Genomic DNA, 19,926 nt, shown 5'->3' on the forward strand with positions numbered 1-19,926 from the left:
GGCATAATTTGCTGACGGGAAATTAAAATGAATGGAAAAATTCAAATTTCGCATGTAAAAAACGAAACAACGTACAATATTCCGTTAGTTCTTGATGAAAGTGTGATCTCAAGCGGAATTTCACTGATCTCACTTTGGCATACGCTGGCAGATGAGAGTTACCGTGTTATCTGGCCTCGTGATAAGAAAAAACCGCTTATTGCCAACTCCTGGGTAGCCGTTTACACCGTTCAGGGATGCGGGAAGATCCAGCTCAAAGATAATTCCGAAATTACGCTCAATGGAAATAACGTTATATTCTTAAAACCGACGGATATAACATCTTATTACTGTGACGGGCTGGTCTGGGAACAATACTGGATGGAATTTATCCCCACCAATATTATGGAAATACCCATATTACAGACCGGCATAATTTATAACGGTGAACAATTTAATAAAGAGCTGACTGAGGTCGCAGAATTACTGGCTTTACGTTCCCCCATAAAAAACAATCTTGCCGTCGCGTTTCTCACTAAAATAATTTATCAGTGGATTTGTCTTATTTCAGAAAACGGCAGAAAAGACCGCGAACTGTTGCGCCTGGAAAACCTTCTGGCAGAGCTGCACGCCAGCGTACAAAAGCGCTGGAGCGTGGCCGAAATGGCCCAGCGGATGCAGTGCAGTGAAGCCTGGCTGCGGCGGCTCTTTTTACGCTATACGGGAAAATCGCCGAAGGAATATTACCTTGATGCAAGGCTGGAGCTGGCGCAATCGCTGCTGCGGCAGGAAGGAAATACGGTTAACAAGGTAGCGGACATCCTGAATTTTTTTGACTCTTTTCACTTCAGTAAAGCATTCAAGAATAAGTTCGGCTATGCGCCTTCGGCAGTAAGCAAGATAAAGGACCGGCACCCTGATGATGCCGGTCAGGAAGATTAGTGCAGCTCTGGCCAGTACTCTTTGTTGGCTTCAATCAGATCATCGAGGATCGCTTTGGCGACCGACGCGCTCGGCACGGTTTTCGACAGGGTAATCGCCTGCCAGAGTTTCTGGTATGAGCGTTGTTCCCAGGCATCCACCACCAGTTTTTCCACCGCCACCTGCTGGCTCATCAATCCTTTCTGGAAGTGCGGGATATCGCCCACGGTCAGTGGTTCCGGCCCGTTGTGGCCCACCAGGCACGGAATTTCCACCATCGCGTCGGCATCAAAGTTATGGATGGCCCCATTATTCGGCACAATCAGCAGCATGCGCTCCTGGGTGTTGAAGGCAATCGCGGTGGCAAGATCGACGATGTACGACGCATGTTCGTCGATTTCCAGCTCACCGGCGGCGGAGTTACCGGCTTCGATAATCGCCCGGCAAGAGCTGAACACGTGCTTCTCGCGGTGATCCATGACTTCATTGGCGCGGGTGCGTTCCGGGTTGGAGTGCGCGACCACGTAGTCCGGGAACAGATAATATTTTAGGTAGGTGTTCGGCATGGTGTCCGGATCCAGCGCCTGCACGTCTTTTGCTTTGGCAAAGGTATCGTTCCAGCTCGCTTCGGTATGCGCATCTTCCGAAGGCGGGACATAGCCGTTTTTCGCAACGTATTCGCGCAGTTTCGGCATCAGATCGTTGCCGTTCAGATCTTCAATCGACGTCCACCAGCCGAAGTGGTTCAACCCGTAGTAGCGAACCCGCATCTCTTTGCGGTCCTTCAGGCCAACAATCTGCGCCATGCGCCCTTCAATGCCGATCGGCATATCGCAGATATTGAGGATTTTGGCGTTCGGACGAAGACGGCGGGTAGCTTCCGCCACAATCGCCGCCGGGTTGGAGTAGTTCAGCATCCAGGCGTTCGGGGAGTACTGCTCCATATAATCCACCAGTTCCAGCACGCCGCCGATAGAGCGCATGCCGTAAGAGATCCCACCCGGGCCGCAGGTTTCCTGACCCAGCACGCCGTGACGCAATGGGATTTTCTCGTCTTTTTCACGCATCGGGTATTTGCCCACGCGGATATGCGCCATCACGAAATCGACATCGGTAAAGGCGGCTTTTGGATCGGTGGTGTAGCTGAATTCAATTTCCGGATCCTGTTCTTTAAGGATGATTTTGCACGCTTCGGCGATGGTCTCCTGACGTGCGCCGTCGTTGTCATAGAACTTCAGCGCGCGCAGCGGGAAACGGTCGCGGTTGGCTAACAGCATCAGGACGATACCAGGCGTAAAGGTGCTACCGCCGCCTGCAATGACAACTGAGAATTTTTTCATGATATAGCCTCTGTCAGGGTGGTTTGTTCATTCGTTAAAGGGGTTTTCATCAGCGATTCCAGCTGGTCGCGCACCTGAGGAACGTGCAGGCCGACAATCACCTGAATGCCGTTGCCGCGCCGGACGACACCGTGTGCGCCCAGGGCTTTGAAGACGTCATCGCTTTGGGTTTTCGCCATATCCACCAGCGCGATACGTAAGCGGGTGGCGCAGTTGTTGATGCTTTCGATATTGGCCGCACCGCCGAGTGCCTGTAAGAATCCGGCAGCTTGTCCAACCTGCTGGCTGGCCGCCGCCGGGGCGGTGGTTTGCTCGCGCGCGGCCTTATAGTCAGCCTTGCTGTAGAGTTTGATTTCACTCTCTTCCCGGCCAGGTGTTTTGAGGTTCAGACGCTCAATCAGCGTTTTGAAGACCACGAAGTAGATACCGGTGAAGCAGACGCCGATACCGATTTGGGTGAACATCATTGAGGCGTGGTTATGGAACATTGGGATCCAGTTTTGCGGCAGGAACTGGTCCAGCATGCCGCCGCCCATATTCCCTACCACGCCAAAGATGTACATCACCGTTGCCATCGTCGCGGCCAGTACGGCGTGGACGGCAAACAGCAGCGGCGAAATAAACAGGAAGGTGAATTCGAGTGGCTCGGTAATCCCCACCAGTACGGCGGTGAGCGTGGCCGGGATCAGCAACCCCGCTACCTTGACGCGGTTTTCCGGCGACGCGGTGTACCACAGCGCCAGCGCAATCCCGACAGAGCCAAACACCTTTGAGTTGCCGTGCAGCGCGAATCCGCCTTCCGGGAATAGGGTTTTCAGCGGCAGCGTGCTCTGGCTGAACTCCTGCAGATGCTGCGCCCAGTAGACCTGAATCCCCCCTTCCACTGCCGCAGGGCCGAAAATAAACGGACCGTAGACAAAGTGATGCAATCCGGTTGGGATCAGAATGCGTTCCAGGAAGGTATAAACCCAGACACCCAATGCACCGGCAGAACGTAAGAAGGCCTGCAGAGACTCAATGCCCATCTGCACTTTCGGCCAGCCCAGCAGCGTCAGCCAGGCGCAGGGGATCATAACGAAGAATGCGAGGATAACGACGAACGACGTACCCTGGAAAATCCCCAGAAAAACCGGCAGCGGCTTGTCGAAATAGCGGTTATGGATCGCGGTGACGATGCCCGAAATCACAATCGCCCCAATAATGCTGGTATCCAGCGTTTTGATGCCCGCAATCATCGCCAGCCCACTTCCGGCCGTCGGTTCGGCGGAGAAATCGACGCCAAAGAAATGACCCCAGGTCATCCCCATCGCATTGATAAAGTAGTTCCATGTCAGGAAGCTAATCAGCACCGCCAGACAGGCACGGCCCTGCGCCTGCTTCGCCAGACCAATCGGCAAGCCGACGGCAAAAATCAGCGGCATATTGCGAAACACCGCCCAGCCGCCCTCTTCAATGATGTGAACGATCTGCGCGAAAAGATTATCCGGAGCGGTTAAAGCCTCGCCCACAAACAGCGGGTTGCGAAGCATGATGGCAATTCCCACCACGATCCCGGCGAACGGAAACAGCAACACCGGGGTAAACATGGCACCGCCAAAACGTTGTATTTGACTGAGCATTTTTAAATCCTCACGTAACAACCTGTAGGGGGTAGAGGCCTTTATGGTTTTTTGCTGGCCTGAGGTGAGCATAAGAACTTACTGATGCGCGAACATGGCGTGCCGCTGCGATTCGTGATCGCATTCATGGTTTTATTTTGACCAGTCAGGTCTACTTTTCGTTGTAAATATGGACATGTCAGGACGCAATCCACCTCCAGAAAAGGGCAGAGAGGTCTACTGGTGATCTACAAATCTATTGCTGACAGATTACGGCTGCGGCTGAATTCGTCGGACTACAACATCGGCAGCCCGCTTCCTGGTGAAAAGACGTTGGCACAGGAATTCGGCGTGGCGCGGATGACCATTCGAAAGGCACTGGACCTGCTGGTCAGTTGGGGGCTGGTGGAGCGGCGCCACGGCAGCGGGACGTTTGTATCGCGTAAAGATGTCCACCATGAAACCACTAACCTGACCGGGCTGGTGGAGGTGCTGCGTCAGCAGGGGAAAGAGGTGCAGAGCAAGGTGTTGCAGTTCGAAGTCATGCCCGCACCGCCCGCCATCGCCAGCCAGCTGCGGATACAGGTGGATGAACGGATCTACTTTTCGCGTCGCGTGCGTTTCGTTGATGGGAAACCCCTGATGCTGGAGGACAGCTTTATGCCCGTGAAGCTGTTTCGCAATCTGTCGCTGGCGCATCTTGAAGGGTCGAAGTTTGATTACATCGAGAAGGAGTGCGGGATCACTATCAGCGGTAATTACGAGAGCCTGACGCCAGTGCTGGCAGATAAACAGCTGGCTGGTTATTTGAACCTGCCGGAACAAACGCCGCTGCTGCGAATTACGTCTCTCTCATACAGCGACAGCGGCGAGTTCCTCAATTATTCCGTGATGTTCCGAAATACCAGCGATTACCAGGTGGACTACCATCTGCGACGCATCCACCCGGACGAATTACTAGCTCATCCCCCAGAACAGCACCGCCAGTAGCTGCGGGGTGATGATGCGCAGGAACATGACCAGCGGGTATACCGTGGCATAGGACAATGCCGCCGCACCGCTGGTGGCGTGCAGGTTATTGGCAAAGGCCAGCGCGGGAGGGTCCGTCATGGAGCCCGCCAGCATACCGCACAGCGTCAGATAGTTCATTTTGGCGAACATCCGCGCCAGAATGCCCACCGTCAGCAGCGGGATCGCCGTGATAAATATCCCGTAGCCGACCCAACTCATCCCTTCGCCCTTGACCAGGGTATCGACAAAATCACCGCCGGATTTCAGGCCGACAACGGCCAGGAACAGCACGATGCCGAGCTCGCGCAGCGCCAGGTTGGCGCTCGGTGGCATAAACCAGTAGAGCTTACCGATGCAGCCGATACGACCAAGAATGAGCGCCATAATCAGCGGCCCGCCCGCCAGGCCCAGCTTCAGCGCAACCGGGAAACCCGGCACGTACAGCGGAATGGAGCCCAGCAGCACGCCAAGCCCGATACCGATAAACACGGGCAGCATCTGTACCTGCTGCAGTTTTTGCTGGGCGTTACCCACCATATCCGCAACAGCATCAATCGAAGACGGCCGCCCGACCAGGTTGAGGATATCCCCAAACTGCAGGCTGGCCTCCGGGCTGGCGACCAACTCGACACCCGCACGGTTAAGACGGGAGATCACCACGTCGTAGCGCTCTTTTACCTGCAGATCGCGTATTTTCTTGCCCAGAACGTGCTCGTTAGTCACCACCACACGTTCCACGCGCATATCGGTGCCACGGGTTGAGAGCGACGTATCCACTTCCTGACCAATCACCAGCCGCGCGTTGTTTAAATCCCCTGGCTGGCCGACCAGATGCAGCAAATCGCCTTGCTGAATGACGGTGCCTGGCGCGGGCACCATCAGCATATCGTCACGCTTAAGGCGGGAGCAGATGATATTGGCGCTGTTCAGGATCGGCACATCCTGAATCGCCATGTTGTTCAGATTGGGGTTATCAACCCGAATATTGATGGTTTTGATCGGCATATGGCCGTTAGTGAGGGTGGTTTCGTGGTCCTTCGCCTCTTTGTCGACGTTAATCCGGAACAGGACGCGTACCAGCCACATGGAGAGCAGAATGCCGCAAATCCCAAACGGATAGGCCATGGCGTAGCTCATCCCCATCTGGTCGACAATACCGGGTTCGATACCCAAATCGCGCAGAATTTGCTGCCCCGCACCGAGCGCCGGTGTGTTGGTCACCGCCCCGGAGAAGATACCCAACACCACAGGCAGCGGGATATCAAAGACTTTATGCAGAATAGCGGTAACCAGCCCGCCCATCACCACAATGCCGAGAGCAAACAGGTTAAGCCGTAATCCGGAAACCCGAAGTGAGGCAAAAAAGCCCGGCCCCACCTGAATACCGATGGTATAAACGAAGAGGATCAGACCGAATTCCTGAATAAAGTGGAGCATTTCGGCGCTGAGGACCAGCCCGAGTTTGTCGGCAAAGTGCCCGACAAAAATTCCGCCAAACAGGACCCCGCCAATCCCAAACCCGACGCCACGGATTTTGATATTACCTATCCACAGTCCAACTACAGCGACCAGGGCCAACACGCTAACCGTTAACGCGATATCACTCATGATCCACTTCCTGTGCATAACCTTAGTTATGACGAGGATTCTCTCAGAGCCAGACGTAGTTGTATGGGCGATGGCGCACAAAAAAGCCCTGCCGGAGCAGGGCTTTGTGCAGTCGGTGAGTATTGTCGGGTGGCGGCTACGCCTTACCCGACCTACAGGATCGGCGGGCTTGTTAACTGTTTAACGCAGGCCGCTCGCTAATGGCGATACGCTGTGGCGCGATAGCTTCCGGCACATTACGGGTCAGGTCGATATGCAACAGCCCGTTGGTGAAAGTCGCACCGGAGACTTCCATATGATCGGCCAGGGTAAAGCTCAGGCTAAACGGCTGAGTGACCAATCCCTGATGTAACCATTTGGTCTCGGTTTCTGGTTTTTCCGGCGTACCCTTCACGGTCAGACGCGTACCTTCAAGCTGGATATCCAAATCGTCCTGACGGAAACCGGCCAGCGCCAGGGTAATGCGATAGTGGTTATCATCGCTCTTTTCGATGTTGTACGGCGGAAATGTCTGTTGCTCAGTGGTGCTTTGCAGGGCGTTAGCCAGTTTGTCAAAACCAATCCACTGACGCAGCAGGGGGGATAAATCGTAGTTACGCATACTAAATCTCCTTCTGAGAAGCGAGTTCGGCACAGTTTAATTTTGTGCGCAGTTATTCCTGCAAATCCCGATGGATTCGCATATGCTCCCATTACGGCAAGCAATTCTGGATGGGCCGCTTAGGCGACCCGCATAATTAGTTAATTTCGATACGACGCGGCTTTTTCTCTTCCGGGATCACACGTTCCAGTTCGATAAACAGCAGGCCGTTAACCAGGTTCGCGCCTTTAACGTGAATGTTCTCAGCTAACTGGAACTTACGTTCAAAGTTGCGCTCTGCAATGCCCTGGTAAAGGTAGGTACGTTCTTTCTGCTCGGCCGTATGGGAACCTTTCACCACTAGCAGGTTGTCCTGGGCGGTGATCTCCAGTTCGTTTTCTGCAAAACCGGCGACAGCAATCGCGATGCGGTAGTGGTTTTCGTCAACCAGCTCAACATTGTATGGAGGGTAGCCGTTGCTCTGGCTTTGGTTATTTTCTAAATGGTTAAACAGGCGGTCAAAACCAATTGCAGAACGGTATAGCGGAGAAAGATCGAAGTTACGCATAAATAAAACTCCTGAAATCAGCGAGAAAATGTAGCCTTCCACCATGGACAGGCCTTAGTACCCCGAACACCCATCAGGCGTGTTCGTTTTCGTGGTTACATTCTTAAAATGGGTCTGGAACCGGGCTTTTCAAGCACGACAGCTGCACTTTTTTTTGCACTTTCTTGCATCTCGCTTAGACTGGGACAACAGCACAAAGGGTTAAATTGCGATGGCTGCCACAGTGCGGGGTTATCGGGCTATCCATTTTGGTTAAGGCTCGCTATAAACCTGAGTTGCAGGTCTTTGCAGTGCCATTAATGATGACTGAGTGATGATGAAAAATGTTCTGATAAAGCTGACGACGTTCAGCGGGGTAGTTTTACTTTGCGGGTGTTCGAGCGTGATGTCTCACACCGGCGGTAAAGAAGGAACATATCCTGGGACACGTGCCAGCGCGGCGATGATCTCCGATGACGATACAAACTGGGGCACCAAATCCCTGGTTATCCTGGATATGCCGTTTACGGCTGTGGCGGATACGCTTCTGCTGCCGTGGGATATGTTTCGTAAGGACAATTCTGTGCGCTCACGGGTAGAAAAAAGCGAGCAGGAGAATCTGGCGACAAACGCCGTTATTCCGCCCGCTGAATTGCCTCCACGCTAGTGTTGCGCGGTTTCTGTTAACCAAAGCTGACGGAAACCGCCTGTCTCTTCCATCCACGCAATAAAACGTCCGTCTGGGGAAAACACTACCGCATCTGCTGAAGGTGGGTTGCCGTGATCGGACGTCAAAAACGTCACCGCACCAGTCTGCGCATCGCAACAGGCGATCCGATTTTCAAGCACGAATCCCAGCATGTTCCCGGAAGGGTGCCAGTTAAACGCTGACTGAATACCGCTCTCCGTATGGGTTAACTGGCGCGTCTCGCCACCCTCAGGAGAGATCAGCCACAGCTGCACAATACCGTTATCATCTCGCATCAGAAACGCGATCTGCGTCCCTTGCGGATTACAGCGCACCCAGTGACGCGGCACGTTCACAAGCCCCGGATACGCCCTTTGATGCGTAAAGGTCAGACGACGCTGCTTAACCCCTGCTGGCGGGGCAGGCAGGGTCTCTGTCGTACCCTGCAAAGGCTCATCGCCAGCCTGCTTCCAGCCCTGTTCGTTCTCAGGCAACTCAACAATAAACAGTTCTGGCACTTTCTCGCCCTGCACTGACAGGGTATCGCCAATAAACGCCAGCCGGTCATTACTCACCCAGCCCTCTTCATAGGCGCGGTTGATGTCATCGCTGCCGGGCTGAGGTGTTGGCGTCGTGCGGCTCACCAGCACGCTCCAGTATGCACCGACATATTCTCGCGGATGGTTCCCCTGTGGGTTCACTGGGCCAAACGGTGCGGCAACACCCACGTTACGTAAATCAAGTTTCGGATCGCGCTCGTGCAGGACGTGGTCGTTATAGGTAAAGCTAACGAGCTGCCCGTTCGGGCTGAAGACGTGTACGTGGCTGCCGCCGCGCAACGCGCCTGCGGTATAAGGCGCGGTGATATCCATCGCATCCAGGTTGCTCACCTGGCCATGATGCGCAATCACCCCCTGACGATGGTGAAAATCATAGTGCCAGTCTGCATCCGGGTGTTTCGGGCCGTGGATAAACACATACTTATCTTCAGCGGGATGAACGGTCACCACGCCGACATGCGCGCCGTCAGTGGCACGATAAATCACCTCAACCTCACCCGTACTGACATTGACTCGCTCAATGGTTTCACCGGTGAACGATGCGCCCGACGGGCGCACATCAAAGACGAGCCACTGGCTGTCCGGCGTCCAGGTATTGATATTGGTCAGCTGGTGATGGCGGGAAGCGAAGGTGATTTGTTTCATGGAGATACCCTGATGCGCAGTTGTCGCATCAGGGTAAAACATCAGCGGGATTTAGCCTACTCGTTTCACATCGCCCACCAGCAGAATGTAGGAGAGCGCACCGATCAGTGCTACCGCTGAGATATAGACCAGCGCCGGGCCAAAGCCGTAATCCTGTGCCAGGTAGCCGATGACCAGCGGTACAGTGATGCCGCCGAGCCCACCGACAAAGTTGAACACGCCACCGGTCAGGCCAATCAGGCGCATTGGCGCCAGGGATGAGACCAGTGACCAGGTGATGGAGGCAAAACCGTTGCCGAAGAACGCCACCGCCATCAGGGTCATAATCCATACCGGATCGTTGGTGTAGTTGGCGCCCATGATGCAGGTAGAAATCAGCAGGCCGCAGATAACCGGCGTCTTACGCGCGACCCCCAGTGAGACACCTTTCTTCACCAGTCTATCCGCCAGCCAGCCCGAGAGCAGTACACCGAAGAATGCCGCAAGGAACGGTACTGTAGTCATAAAGCCAGCTTTCAGCGCAGTGATCCCCTTTTCCTGCGTCAGATAGTTAGGGAACCAGGTCAGGAAGAACCACAGCGTCGAGGTAACCGCGAACTGACCCAGATAAACGCCTACCAGCTTACGATGGAAAACCAGCTTCCAGTCCGCTTTGGTCAGCGGCTGGCGCGCCTCTTTTTTCGCTGGCGCATCGCCGTCTACCAGACCACCGCCGTCGCGGATGTAGTCCAGCTCGGCTTTGGTGATGCTTTTAGTCAGACGCGGTGGCTGGTAAACCTTGAACCAGATAAACGACCAGATAATGCCGATCCCGCCGGTGACGATAAATACCCAGTGCCAGCTCAGCAGCTCCTGGATCCAGATCAGCAGCGGCGTCAGGAACGCCAGGCCGACAAACTGACCGGAAGTGTAAAAACCAACGGCAGAAGCACGCTCATGTTCCGGGAACCAGCTGGTCACCATGCGGTTGTTGGTCGGAAACGCCGGGGCTTCGAAAATCCCGGTGATGGCGCGCAGACCAATTAGCGACATCAGCCCGGTGGCGAACCCCTGGAACAGGGTCGCCACGGACCAGCCGAAAATGGCGATGAAGTAGGTTAAACGAGAACCTACGCGGTCAAGGAACCAGCCACCGGGGATCTGACACAGCGTATAAAGCCAGGCGAACGCCGAAAAGACGTAGCCCATTTCCGCTTTGGTGATGCCAAACTCTTCCTGAATATGGGCCGATGCCACGGCAAGGTTGGCGCGGTCGACATAGCAAATGACCACGGTGATAAAGATCATAATCAGCGTCAGGTAGCGGCGACGCCCGGTTTTTGTAGCAGTAACTGGAATATCCATCGCAATCTGTCTCCAGATTTTGGGCATAGCGAAGCCGCTCACCATGCCCTGTAATTTACAGAGGGTTATTTTTTTTGTAGGTAAGGTTTTTGTCCGGTGGCGAAGCGCCATCCGGCGAACTACCACTCGGCTACGGAACCGTCTTCATGACGCCAGAGTGGATTACGCCAGTCCGGCGCATTTTTGCTGAGCTCAATGACTTTGGCTTCGTCAATATCCACGCCAAGGCCCGGCTTCGTTAACGGTTTAAAGAAACCACCTTCCATGCTGAAGTCTTCTTTGTTTTTCACAAAGTCGAGCAGTTCCGCGCCCTTGTTATAGTGAATGCCCATGCTCTGTTCCTGGAACACAGCATTGCGGGAGACAAAGTCCACGTGCAGACAGGCAGCCAGCGCGATCGGCCCAAGCGGACAGTGCGGTGCCAGCGCCACATCGTAGGCTTCCGCCATTCCGGCAATTTTGTAGCATTCGGTGATGCCGCCTGCGTGGGAGAGATCGGGTTGCAGTATGGCAATGCCGCCCGCTTCCAGCACGCGTTTGAACTCGAAACGCGAGAACATACGTTCACCCGCCGCGATAGGAATATGGGTCTGCTCAGCCAGTTTCGGATAGTACTCCGCCTGCTCGGCCAGCACCGGCTCTTCGATAAACAGCGGACGATACGGCTCAAGCTCTTTAATCAGCACTTTAGCCATTGGCGCACTGACGCGGCCGTGGAAATCCAGACCAAACTCAATCTCGTTGCCGAAGGCTTCACGGATTTGCGCGACGGTATTTACCGCACGGTCTACCGCACGCGAGTTATCAATAACGCCCATCTCTTCACAGCCGTTGAGCTTGAAGGTGTCAAAACCGATATTGCGCAACTGCTTAATGCCGTCGATCACTTCCGCAGGGCGGTCGCCGCCCACCCAGCTGTAGGCTTTGATTTTGTCGCGCACCAGGCCGCCCATCAATTGCCAGACCGGCGCATTCAGGACTTTACCTTTGATATCCCACAGCGCCTGGTCGATCCCGGCGATAGCGCTCATCAGGATCGGACCGCCACGGTAGAAGCCCGCGCGATACATCACCTGCCACAGGTCGTTAATGCGCGCCGGATCCTGGCCAATCAGGTATTCGCCCAGCTCATGCACTGCCGCTTCAACGGTGCGCGCACGCCCTTCAATCACCGGCTCGCCCCAGCCGACAACGCCTTCGTCGGTTTCGATTTTCAGGAACATCCAGCGCGGGGGTAAACGGTACGTGGTGAGTTTGGTAATTTTCATTTCACTGCCTCTCGATACGCTTTCACAAATGCTGTCGCCTGCTGCGCGGTTTGTTCAACTGACTGCCCGGCGCGATAGAGATCGCTGCCCAGCCCCGCCCCCACACAACCGGCTTTCATCCACTGCACCAGGTTTTCTGGCGTTACGCCGCCCACGGCAAAGACCGGCACGCTGGTGGGTAATACCGCTTTCAGCGCTTTGATGTAGTCCGGGCCAAAGGCCGATGACGGGAAAATTTTGAGCGCCTGCGCGCCCGCATCGAGGGCAGTAAAGGCTTCCGTAGCTGTCGCACATCCCGGACAGACGGTCATGCCGTAGCTCACCGCGCGGCGGATCACTTCAGGATTAATGTTGGGCGTGACGATAAGCTTGCAGCCCATTTTCGCCAGCTCATCCACCTGCTCCGGGTGTAACACGGTTCCCGCGCCAATCAGTGCCTTATCACCAAAGGCATCCACCACGGCCGGAATACTTTTTTTCCACTCCGGAGAGTTGAGCGGGATTTCCACCGCATCGAACCCGGCGTCAATCACTGCGCCTACGTGCGCGATCGCCTCATCGGGCGTAATGCCGCGCAAAATCGCGATAAGGGGAAGATCAGTTTGCCACTGCATGAGCGATGCTCCTTATTCCTGCCTGAAATGCCGTATCGCCGGAGATCGCCGCCACATCACGCCCAATAGCGTGAAATGCCTGCTGATAGCGCGACGTTAACGCGCTTCCGGCAACAATCGTGATTGCCTGTCCGGTCGGGACAAAATCGCGCATGGTCGCGACTTCTGCGCCAATCAGCAGGCCTGAGAGAAATTCGCTAACCTGCTCGCGCGGGAGATTTCCCAGCACGTGCGAGGCGCGAACTTCGAAGAGTTTCGGCAGAACATCAGGTGATGCGAGACCACGCTCAAGCCCGGCGGTAAACGCTGCGGGCGACGTCTCTTGCGCTGGCAACCCCGCCCCCACCAGCGAAAGCGTCAGCAGCAAATGGTGCAGTTCGCCGGTCATTACGGTGCGAAAATCATGGATTTGCTCAGCATCGGCCTGCACCCACTTGCAGTGCGTACCGGGCATAACGTAAACAGAAGAAGGAGAAAGCGTGCGCGCGCCAAGAAGTTGCGTCTCTTCGCCGCGCATCACGTTGTGGTTATCGTCGCGAGAGACGCACAGGCCGGGAATAATCCAGACATTGTCATCAACGGACGTTAACTGCTCGCCAATGGCAGAGAAATGCGCAGGAACCGGCAGGTAAGGGGCGATTTTCCAGCCCACGTTGCTGCCGACCATGCCCGCCATTACCACCGGCGTGGCGCCATCGCGCCAGTTTTGCGTCACCTCTGCTAACACCGCCTCGGGGGATTTACCGTTCAGGCGTGTGATGCCTGCCTCTGATTGCCTGCTCTCCAGGCACTGCCCATCCTGGTAAAGCCAGGCGCGCAGGTTGGTCGATCCCCAGTCAATTGCGATGTAGCGAGATGTCATGTGATTTCCTTCAACCTTCGTGTCGAGCTGGCGATCATCGTGAGGGCCGCCTGCTCTGCCGCATCGCCGTCCTGATGCCTTATCGCATCGAACAACGCTTTATGTTCCTGGAGCGTTTTTGGCATGTTGGCCTCATCGCCCATCCAGGTTCGTTCAAATACCGCTCGCTGTAGCGAGCTGATCGCCACGCTAAGCTGCTGTAACACCGGGTTATGCACCGACTGCAGCACCGCCTCGTGATAGCGAATGTCCGCCTCGTTGAACGCCTCCCGGTTCTGGTTATTGGCGATCATGTCGTTTAAAGCCGACTCAATCTGGGCCAAATCGCCGGAGGTTGCGCGCTCCGCCGCCCAGCGGGCGATGGCCGGTTCCACCAGGTTTCGGACTTCACTCATCGCGCCAATCAGCCGTGGGTCGTAGTCGTTTTCCAGAACCCACTGCAATACGTCGGTATCGAGGTAGTTCCACTGGTTGCGAGGAGCAACAAACGCGCCGCGATAGCGTTTCATTTCAATCAGCCGCTTCGCCATCAGCGAGCGGAACACTTCCCGGATGATGTTGCGCGAGGTTTCAAACTCCTCACACAGCTCGGCCTCAGCAGGGAGCGGCGAACCCGGGACGTATTTGCCCCCCACAATTTGAGTGCCCAGCGTGATGACAATGCGATCGGTTTTGTTAAGCGTCATGGAGAGTCCTTGTGCTCTGTATGTCCATCACTACTTTACCGTGTCCGCCGAATTTCGCCTCACTTTTGCAGTACAAACGTGAGTCCTTTCATCTTTGTCCTGATGATAATGTAGTACAATCAACATGTGTTGTACTACAATCAAGATCACAAAAAGAACAATCCAATAAATTCAGCGCAAAAAAAAGCCCCGGTTGATAACCGAGGCTGATGATTTTGGTTGCTGTTACCGCAGGACAAATTTCTCAATGGCGTACGCCACGCCGTCTTCCAGGTTGGATTTGGTGACAAAATTGGCCACTTCTTTTACCGACGGGATCGCGTTGTCCATTGCCACGCCCATACCCGCGTATTCAATCATCGCGATGTCGTTTTCCTGATCGCCCAGGGCCATGATCTCCTCAGGTTTGATGCCCAGCGCATCGGCCAGTGATTTAACACCGGTACCTTTATTCACGCGTTTATCGAGAATTTCGAGGAAGTACGGCGCGCTTTTCAGCACGGTGTATTTCTCTTTCACCTCGGCAGGGATGCGCGCAATCGCTTTATCCAGGATCTCAGGCTCGTCGATCATCATCACTTTCAGGAACTGCGTCGCCGGGTCCATTTTCTCGGCTTCACAGAACACCAGCGGAATGGTCGCAACGAAGGACTCATGTACGGTGTAGTAGCTGATATCGCGGTTGGCGGTATAGAGCGTATTGCGATCGAGTGCGTGGAAGTGAGAACCCACTTCGCGGGACAGCTTTTCGAGGAACAGGTAGTCATCATAGCTCAGCGCGGTTTGCGCAACCGTACTGCCATCCGCAGCTTTCTGCACCAGCGCGCCGTTATAAGTAATGCAGTAATCGCCCGGCTGATTCATGTGCAGCTCTTTCAGGTAGCTGTGCACACCGGCATACGGACGGCCAGTGGTCAGTACCACATTCACGCCCTTTGCGCGTGCCGCGGCAATTGCGTTTTTAACGGCTGGAGAGATGGTGTGGTCTGGCAGCAGCAGTGTGCCGTCCATATCGATTGCAATGAGTTTGATAGCCATGAGGTCCCCGGAATAAATGAATGCAACCCATGCTAACGCGATTAAGCACACAAAAATAGAGCTAGATTGCGCAACCAGATCACCCCTTTTCAGGCTTATCCCGGGGAACGACAATTCACTCGCGGGTGAGGACTATTTTGCCAAACGCACCGCGATCGAGGTGCTCAAGCGCCTGTTCAAGCTCGTCAAAACGGTAGCGATGCTCAATCACAGGTTTTAATCCGGTTACATCGACAGCCTGAACGAAATCCTCCAGCGCCCGACGATGCCCAACGCCAATCCCCTGAATAACCGGAGATTTCAGCAACAGCTCGCCAGCTGGGAGTGAAATTTCGGTCCCGGCCAGAACGCCGATAACCGAGATACGTCCATGAACGGCAACGGCGCGCAGGGAATGCTTCAGGTTTTCACCCCCTACGGTTTCGATAATATGGTCGATACCGCGATCCTGAGTCAGCGCCAGAATGGCTTCAGCCCAGTCTCCTTTCAGCCTGTTGATCCCTTTGTCAGCCCCGAGTTTTTTGGCCAGTGCCAGTTTTTCATCACTCCCGGACGTGACAAAAACCTCTGCTCCGTGTGCTTTTGCAATTTGCAGGGCGAATATCGCTACGCCGCCCGTCCCCTGTACCAGCACCGATTGCCCGGCGCGTAACTGGCCGCGTTCCACCAGCGCAAACCATGCGGTAAGCCCTGCGCAGGGTAGGGTGCTGGCCTCTGCGTCATCCAGAGTTTCCGGGGCGGCCACCAGCCAGTCTGCATTCACAATCACATATTCAGCCAGCATCCCCTGGAAGTATCCACCGGACGTTCTATAGGGCAAATTGCGCGCGTCCGCCTGCGGCTTGCCGTCGATCCACTCAGGGAAGAAGGTTGAGATGACGCGAGCGCCGGGTTTGAAACGTGTCACACCTTCGCCAATGCTGTCCACCACGCCCGCCATGTCAGACGCCGGTGTGAACGGGAAGGAACGTGAAATCGGCATGTTGCCTTCAATCACCATTTTATCGCGGTAGTTGAGCGCAACGGCATTCACCCGCACGCGCACTTCACCTGGACCAGGTTGTGGAACAGGTTCCTGAATGAGTCTGAGGTTTTCACGCCCGAGGGCATTCATCGACCAGCGTTGCATTGTCTCTGCCATTGTATTTCTCCAGCCATCAAATGAGTTTCAGGACTCACAGTCTACCGTTGACTCACCATCACCAGTGGCGATAAGTTTTCTCTTTATTGTCGCCACAATGGATACAATTCATGACCGATACACTGAAGGATATTCCTGTTTTTGTGGCCGCCGTTGAGGCGGGGAGCTTTGCTCAGGCCGCAACTCGCCTGCATTTATCGCGCTCGGCGGTAGGGAAAAGTATCGCTCGCCTCGAAGAGCGACTGGGCGTTCGTCTCTTCCAGCGCACCACCCGCAGCCAGAGCCTGACCGATAACGGCGCGCTTTTTTATGAGCGCTGTCTGCGCGCGCTGGAGGAAATTCGCGGTGCAGAATCACTGCTTGAAACAGGGAAACAGCAGGTCAGTGGCCGCCTGCGTGTTGCCATGCCGGTGCTGTTTGGTCGCCAGTGCGTCGCCCCGCTGTTGATTGAACTGGCGCAGGAACACCCCGGACTTGAACTGGAAATGTCATTCAGTGACCGCGTGGTGGATCTTGTCGAGGAAGGGTTTGATATGGCGGTGCGTAACGGCGTGCTTCAGGACAGCAGCGTGCTGGTTGCCAGAAGACTGGGGGAGCACCGCATGGTGCTGTGCGCCGCGCCGGATTATCTGCTTAAGAAAGGCCAGCCACAAAGCGTTGATGATTTACCCCTGCATACGGCCATTAACTATCTGCGCGCAGGCAGAGTGCTCCCCTGGCAACTGATGGACAACGACGGAACGCCGCGCACATTTATTCCCCGGTCATCACTCAATATGGATGATTTGCAGGCGATCTGCGACGCTGCGCTGGCCGGACACGGCATTGCATGGCTACCCTGCTGGATGGTCAGCAAAGAAATTCATCAGGGAAAACTCATCCCGCTCTTAAAGCAGGCACCGGATGTGCGTTTCGACGTTCACGCGGTCTGGCAGCAGACGCCGCATCTGCCGCTAAGGGTAAGAATTGCTATCGATACGCTGGCGAGCCGTTTACCGTCCGTGATGTCGCTGGATCTGCCCACACCTACAAAAAAGCCGCGCTAAAAGCGCGGCCTGTGTTTTGCAGTATTACGGCATTAAATATCGATATTAGCCGCTTTCAGGGCGTTCTCTTCGATGAAGGCACGACGTGGTTCAACCGCATCGCCCATCAGGGTAGTGAACAGCTGGTCAGCAGCAATCGCGTCTTTAACGGTCACGCGCAGCATGCGGCGGCTTTCCGGATCCATAGTGGTTTCCCACAGCTGATCCGGGTTCATTTCACCCAGACCTTTATAACGCTGGATAGACAGACCGCGACGGGACTCTTTCACCAGCCAGTCCAGCGCCTGTTCGAAGCTGGCTACCGGCTGACGACGGTCGCCACGTTCGATAAACGCATCGTCCTCGATCAGACCGCGCAGCTTCTCACCCAGCGTGCAAATACGGCGGTATTCTGGGCCAGTAACAAATTCGTGCTCCAGCGGATAGTCAGTGTCGACACCATGGGTACGCACGCGAACAATCGGCTCGAACTGTTGAGCGGCGTTCTGCTGAACATCGAATTTCCACTGGCTACCGTGCTGTTCTTTCTCGTTCAGCTCGCTTACCAGGGTATTCACCCAGCGGGTCACGGTTTGTTCATCGCTCAGGTCAGCTTCGGTCAGCGTTGGCTGATAAACCAGCTCCTTCAGCAGCGCTTTCGGATAACGGCGCTCCATACGCCCAATCATTTTCTGCGTGGCGTTGAACTCAGACACCAGGCGTTCCAGCGGCTCACCTGCCAGCGCTGGTGCGCTGGAGTTGGCGTGCAGAGTCGCACCATCAAGGGCGATGGCGATTTGGTACTGATCCATCGCGTCATCATCTTTGATGTACTGTTCCTGTTTGCCTTTCTTCACTTTGTACAGCGGTGGCTGTGCAATGTAGACGTGGCCACGTTCAACGATTTCCGGCATCTGACGATAGAAGAAGGTCAACAGCAGCGTACGGATGTGCGAGCCGTCGACGTCCGCATCGGTCATGATGATGATGCTGTGATAGCGCAGTTTGTCCGGGTTGTACTCATCACGGCCAATGCCGCAGCCCAGCGCGGTGATAAGCGTCGCCACTTCCTGAGAAGAGAGCATTTTGTCGAAGCGTGCTTTCTCAACGTTGAGGATTTTCCCCTTCAACGGCAGGATAGCCTGGTTCTTACGGTTACGGCCCTGCTTCGCAGAACCGCCCGCGGAGTCCCCTTCCACAAGGTACAGTTCAGACAGCGCCGGGTCACGTTCCTGACAGTCAGCCAGTTTGCCTGGCAGGCCTGCTAAGTCCAGTGCGCCTTTACGACGGGTCATTTCACGGGCTTTACGCGCCGCTTCACGGGCACGTGCCGCATCAATAATTTTGCCGACAACGATTTTCGCGTCAGACGGGTTTTCCTGCAGGTAGTCGCTCAGCAGTTCGTTCATCTGCTGTTCAACCGCCGATTTCACCTCAGAAGAAACCAGTTTGTCTTTGGTCTGTGAGGAGAACTTCGGATCCGGCACCTTCACGGAAACCACAGCAATCAGGCCTTCACGGGCATCGTCACCGGTGGCGCTGACTTTCGCTTTTTTGCTGTAGCCTTCTTTGTCCATGTAGGCGTTCAAAGTACGGGTCATCGCCGCACGGAAGCCTGCAAGGTGAGTACCGCCGTCACGCTGTGGAATGTTGTTGGTGAAGCAGTAGATGTTTTCCTGGAAACCATCGTTCCACTGCAACGCCACTTCTACGCCGATACCGTCTTTTTCGGTGGAGAAGTAGAAGATATTTGGATGAATTGGCGTTTTGTTCTTGTTCAGGTACTCAACGAACGCCTTGATACCACCTTCGTAATGGAAGTGGTCTTCTTTGTTGTCGCGTTTATCACGCAGACGAATAGAGACGCCAGAGTTCAGGAACGACAGTTCACGCAGGCGTTTCGCCAGGATGTCGTACTCGAATTCGGTGACGTTAGTGAAGGTTTCCAGGCTTGGCCAGAAGCGCACCATGGTACCGGTTTTGTCGGTATCGCCAGTGACGGCCAGCGGTGCCTGCGGCACGCCGTGGGTATACAGCTGGCGGTGAATTTTGCCTTCGCGCTGAATAACCAGCTCCAGCTTCTGCGAAAGGGCGTTAACCACGGAGACACCTACGCCGTGCAGACCGCCGGAAACTTTATAGGAGTTATCATCGAACTTACCGCCTGCGTGCAGCACAGTCATGATAACTTCCGCAGCGGACACGCCTTCCTCCGGGTGGATACCGGTTGGGATGCCACGACCATCATCGGTGACGGAGACGGAGTTATCCGCATGGATCGTGACCACGATGTCTTTACAGTGACCCGCGAGCGCTTCGTCGATAGCGTTATCTACCACCTCGAATACCATGTGGTGCAGACCGGTGCCGTCATCCGTGTCGCCGATATACATACCCGGGCGCTTACGCACCGCATCCAGCCCTTTCAGGACTTTGATACTGGAGGAGTCATAAGAATTCGACATCAACGT

The 19,926-nt window shown here is 55.0% G+C and carries 18 protein-coding genes and 1 other annotated feature; of the genes, 4 read left to right on the forward strand and 14 right to left on the reverse strand.

The features are described from left to right. Positions 1–27: 27 nt before the first annotated feature. Positions 28–921: a helix-turn-helix transcriptional regulator gene (locus AC0XWG_RS06870; RefSeq protein WP_407220021.1), complete on the forward strand. Its 894-nt coding sequence runs from the start codon at positions 28–30 to the stop codon at positions 919–921. On the opposite strand, the gene AC0XWG_RS06875 is transcribed toward AC0XWG_RS06870, so the two are convergent. Both AC0XWG_RS06875 and AC0XWG_RS06880 read right to left on the reverse strand, forming a co-directional pair. Continuing rightward, positions 918–2,240: a 6-phospho-alpha-glucosidase gene (locus AC0XWG_RS06875; RefSeq protein ID WP_128348474.1), complete on the reverse strand. Its 1,323-nt coding sequence runs from the start codon at positions 2,238–2,240 to the stop codon at positions 918–920. The genes AC0XWG_RS06870 and AC0XWG_RS06875 overlap by 4 nt on opposite strands. Continuing rightward, positions 2,237–3,859, reverse strand: a complete 1,623-nt coding sequence (locus tag AC0XWG_RS06880; protein WP_028017793.1) for an alpha-glucoside-specific PTS transporter subunit IIBC — start codon at positions 3,857–3,859, stop codon at positions 2,237–2,239. The genes AC0XWG_RS06875 and AC0XWG_RS06880 overlap by 4 nt, the downstream gene beginning before the upstream one ends. 222 nt (positions 3,860–4,081) lie before the next feature. Here AC0XWG_RS06880 and AC0XWG_RS06885 point away from each other — a divergent pair, with 222 nt between their 5' ends. Further along, positions 4,082–4,828 carry a GntR family transcriptional regulator gene (locus AC0XWG_RS06885; RefSeq protein WP_128348473.1) on the forward strand — a complete coding sequence of 249 codons (747 nt, stop codon included), beginning with the start codon at positions 4,082–4,084 and terminating at the stop codon, positions 4,826–4,828. Here AC0XWG_RS06885 and AC0XWG_RS06890 read toward each other — a convergent pair. From AC0XWG_RS06890 to ibpA, 3 genes are all read right to left on the reverse strand, one after another. Then, positions 4,796–6,457, reverse strand: coding sequence for a putative transporter (locus AC0XWG_RS06890; protein WP_028017791.1), 1,662 nt, complete (start codon positions 6,455–6,457; stop codon positions 4,796–4,798). The two genes, AC0XWG_RS06885 and AC0XWG_RS06890, sit on opposite strands and share 33 nt — an antisense overlap. Positions 6,458–6,629: 172 nt before the next feature. Further along, entirely contained in the window at positions 6,630–7,058 is a 429-nt protein-coding gene (gene ibpB, locus AC0XWG_RS06895; RefSeq protein ID WP_028017790.1) for a small heat shock chaperone IbpB, read from the reverse strand. A gap of 136 nt (positions 7,059–7,194) precedes the next feature. Further along, the gene (ibpA, locus tag AC0XWG_RS06900; protein ID WP_008500162.1) at positions 7,195–7,605 is read right to left on the reverse strand and encodes a small heat shock chaperone IbpA; all 411 of its coding nucleotides are present in this window, start codon (positions 7,603–7,605) and stop codon (positions 7,195–7,197) included. Further along, positions 7,599–7,671: a sequence feature (ROSE (Repression Of Heat Shock gene Expression) occurs in the 5'-region of heat shock genes and acts as an RNA thermometer to modulate expression.), on the reverse strand. It overlaps the preceding gene by 7 nt. A gap of 247 nt (positions 7,672–7,918) precedes the next feature. Between ibpA and AC0XWG_RS06905 the strand changes: the two genes are divergently transcribed. Beyond that, positions 7,919–8,251, forward strand: a complete 333-nt coding sequence (locus tag AC0XWG_RS06905) for a YceK/YidQ family lipoprotein (protein WP_028017788.1) — start codon at positions 7,919–7,921, stop codon at positions 8,249–8,251. Here the strand turns inward: AC0XWG_RS06905 and AC0XWG_RS06910 are convergent. The 8 genes from AC0XWG_RS06910 to AC0XWG_RS06945 all read right to left on the reverse strand — a co-directional run bounded on the left by AC0XWG_RS06910 (position 8,248) and on the right by AC0XWG_RS06945 (position 16,430). Further along, positions 8,248–9,477: a YidR family protein gene (locus AC0XWG_RS06910; protein WP_176691050.1), complete on the reverse strand. Its 1,230-nt coding sequence runs from the start codon at positions 9,475–9,477 to the stop codon at positions 8,248–8,250. The genes AC0XWG_RS06905 and AC0XWG_RS06910 overlap by 4 nt on opposite strands. Before the next feature lie 51 nt (positions 9,478–9,528). Next, a complete protein-coding gene (locus AC0XWG_RS06915; RefSeq protein WP_475680499.1) occupies positions 9,529–10,866 on the reverse strand; it encodes an MFS transporter in 1,338 nt (445 codons plus the stop codon). 74 nt (positions 10,867–10,940) lie between these two features. Beyond that, the gene (dgoD, locus tag AC0XWG_RS06920) at positions 10,941–12,089 is read right to left on the reverse strand and encodes a galactonate dehydratase (RefSeq protein ID WP_028017785.1); all 1,149 of its coding nucleotides are present in this window, start codon (positions 12,087–12,089) and stop codon (positions 10,941–10,943) included. After that, positions 12,086–12,703, reverse strand: coding sequence for a 2-dehydro-3-deoxy-6-phosphogalactonate aldolase (locus tag AC0XWG_RS06925; protein WP_128348471.1), 618 nt, complete (start codon positions 12,701–12,703; stop codon positions 12,086–12,088). Before AC0XWG_RS06925 ends, dgoD begins: the two co-directional genes overlap by 4 nt. Then, the gene (locus AC0XWG_RS06930; protein ID WP_049007077.1) at positions 12,687–13,565 is read right to left on the reverse strand and encodes a 2-dehydro-3-deoxygalactonokinase; all 879 of its coding nucleotides are present in this window, start codon (positions 13,563–13,565) and stop codon (positions 12,687–12,689) included. Before AC0XWG_RS06930 ends, AC0XWG_RS06925 begins: the two co-directional genes overlap by 17 nt. Then, positions 13,562–14,251: a D-galactonate utilization transcriptional regulator DgoR gene (dgoR, locus tag AC0XWG_RS06935; RefSeq protein WP_003861109.1), complete on the reverse strand. Its 690-nt coding sequence runs from the start codon at positions 14,249–14,251 to the stop codon at positions 13,562–13,564. The genes AC0XWG_RS06930 and dgoR overlap by 4 nt, the downstream gene beginning before the upstream one ends. A gap of 225 nt (positions 14,252–14,476) precedes the next feature. Beyond that, positions 14,477–15,289 (reverse strand): sugar-phosphatase, encoded by an 813-nt coding sequence (gene yidA, locus AC0XWG_RS06940; protein ID WP_108089285.1) that lies wholly within the window; start codon positions 15,287–15,289, stop codon positions 14,477–14,479. A 115-nt stretch (positions 15,290–15,404) separates the two neighbouring features. Continuing rightward, entirely contained in the window at positions 15,405–16,430 is a 1,026-nt protein-coding gene (locus AC0XWG_RS06945; protein WP_128348469.1) for a zinc-dependent alcohol dehydrogenase family protein, read from the reverse strand. Positions 16,431–16,540: 110 nt separating this feature from the next. On the opposite strand from AC0XWG_RS06945, the gene AC0XWG_RS06950 reads away from it, so the two are divergent. Further along, positions 16,541–17,476 carry a LysR family transcriptional regulator gene (locus AC0XWG_RS06950; protein ID WP_128348468.1) on the forward strand — a complete coding sequence of 312 codons (936 nt, stop codon included), beginning with the start codon at positions 16,541–16,543 and terminating at the stop codon, positions 17,474–17,476. Positions 17,477–17,508: 32 nt separating this feature from the next. On the opposite strand, the gene gyrB is transcribed toward AC0XWG_RS06950, so the two are convergent. Further along, entirely contained in the window at positions 17,509–19,920 is a 2,412-nt protein-coding gene (gene gyrB, locus AC0XWG_RS06955) for a DNA topoisomerase (ATP-hydrolyzing) subunit B (protein WP_028017779.1), read from the reverse strand. Between the last annotated feature and the right edge of the window lie 6 nt (positions 19,921–19,926).

The organism is Enterobacter sp. DVT3837, from assembly GCF_056238685.1.

Bases quoted from the DNA above. Each gene is read 5' to 3' on its own strand.
- AC0XWG_RS06870 (WP_407220021.1), top strand. From the start codon at position 28: ATGAATGGAAAAATTCAAATTTCGCATGTAAAAAACGAAACAACGTAC.
- AC0XWG_RS06875 (WP_128348474.1), bottom strand. From the start codon at position 2,240: ATGAAAAAATTCTCAGTTGTCATTGCAGGCGGCGGTAGCACCTTTACG.
- AC0XWG_RS06880 (WP_028017793.1), bottom strand. From the start codon at position 3,859: ATGCTCAGTCAAATACAACGTTTTGGCGGTGCCATGTTTACCCCGGTG.
- AC0XWG_RS06890 (WP_028017791.1), bottom strand. From the start codon at position 6,457: ATGAGTGATATCGCGTTAACGGTTAGCGTGTTGGCCCTGGTCGCTGTA.
- ibpB (WP_028017790.1), bottom strand. From the start codon at position 7,058: ATGCGTAACTACGATTTATCCCCCCTGCTGCGTCAGTGGATTGGTTTT.
- ibpA (WP_008500162.1), bottom strand. From the start codon at position 7,605: ATGCGTAACTTCGATCTTTCTCCGCTATACCGTTCTGCAATTGGTTTT.
- AC0XWG_RS06905 (WP_028017788.1), top strand. From the start codon at position 7,919: ATGATGAAAAATGTTCTGATAAAGCTGACGACGTTCAGCGGGGTAGTT.
- AC0XWG_RS06910 (WP_176691050.1), bottom strand. From the start codon at position 9,477: ATGAAACAAATCACCTTCGCTTCCCGCCATCACCAGCTGACCAATATC.
- AC0XWG_RS06915 (WP_475680499.1), bottom strand. From the start codon at position 10,866: ATGGTGAGCGGCTTCGCTATGCCCAAAATCTGGAGACAGATTGCGATG.
- dgoD (WP_028017785.1), bottom strand. From the start codon at position 12,089: ATGAAAATTACCAAACTCACCACGTACCGTTTACCCCCGCGCTGGATG.
- AC0XWG_RS06925 (WP_128348471.1), bottom strand. From the start codon at position 12,703: ATGCAGTGGCAAACTGATCTTCCCCTTATCGCGATTTTGCGCGGCATT.
- AC0XWG_RS06930 (WP_049007077.1), bottom strand. From the start codon at position 13,565: ATGACATCTCGCTACATCGCAATTGACTGGGGATCGACCAACCTGCGC.
- dgoR (WP_003861109.1), bottom strand. From the start codon at position 14,251: ATGACGCTTAACAAAACCGATCGCATTGTCATCACGCTGGGCACTCAA.
- yidA (WP_108089285.1), bottom strand. From the start codon at position 15,289: ATGGCTATCAAACTCATTGCAATCGATATGGACGGCACACTGCTGCTG.
- AC0XWG_RS06945 (WP_128348469.1), bottom strand. From the start codon at position 16,430: ATGGCAGAGACAATGCAACGCTGGTCGATGAATGCCCTCGGGCGTGAA.
- AC0XWG_RS06950 (WP_128348468.1), top strand. From the start codon at position 16,541: ATGACCGATACACTGAAGGATATTCCTGTTTTTGTGGCCGCCGTTGAG.
- gyrB (WP_028017779.1), bottom strand. From the start codon at position 19,920: ATGTCGAATTCTTATGACTCCTCCAGTATCAAAGTCCTGAAAGGGCTG.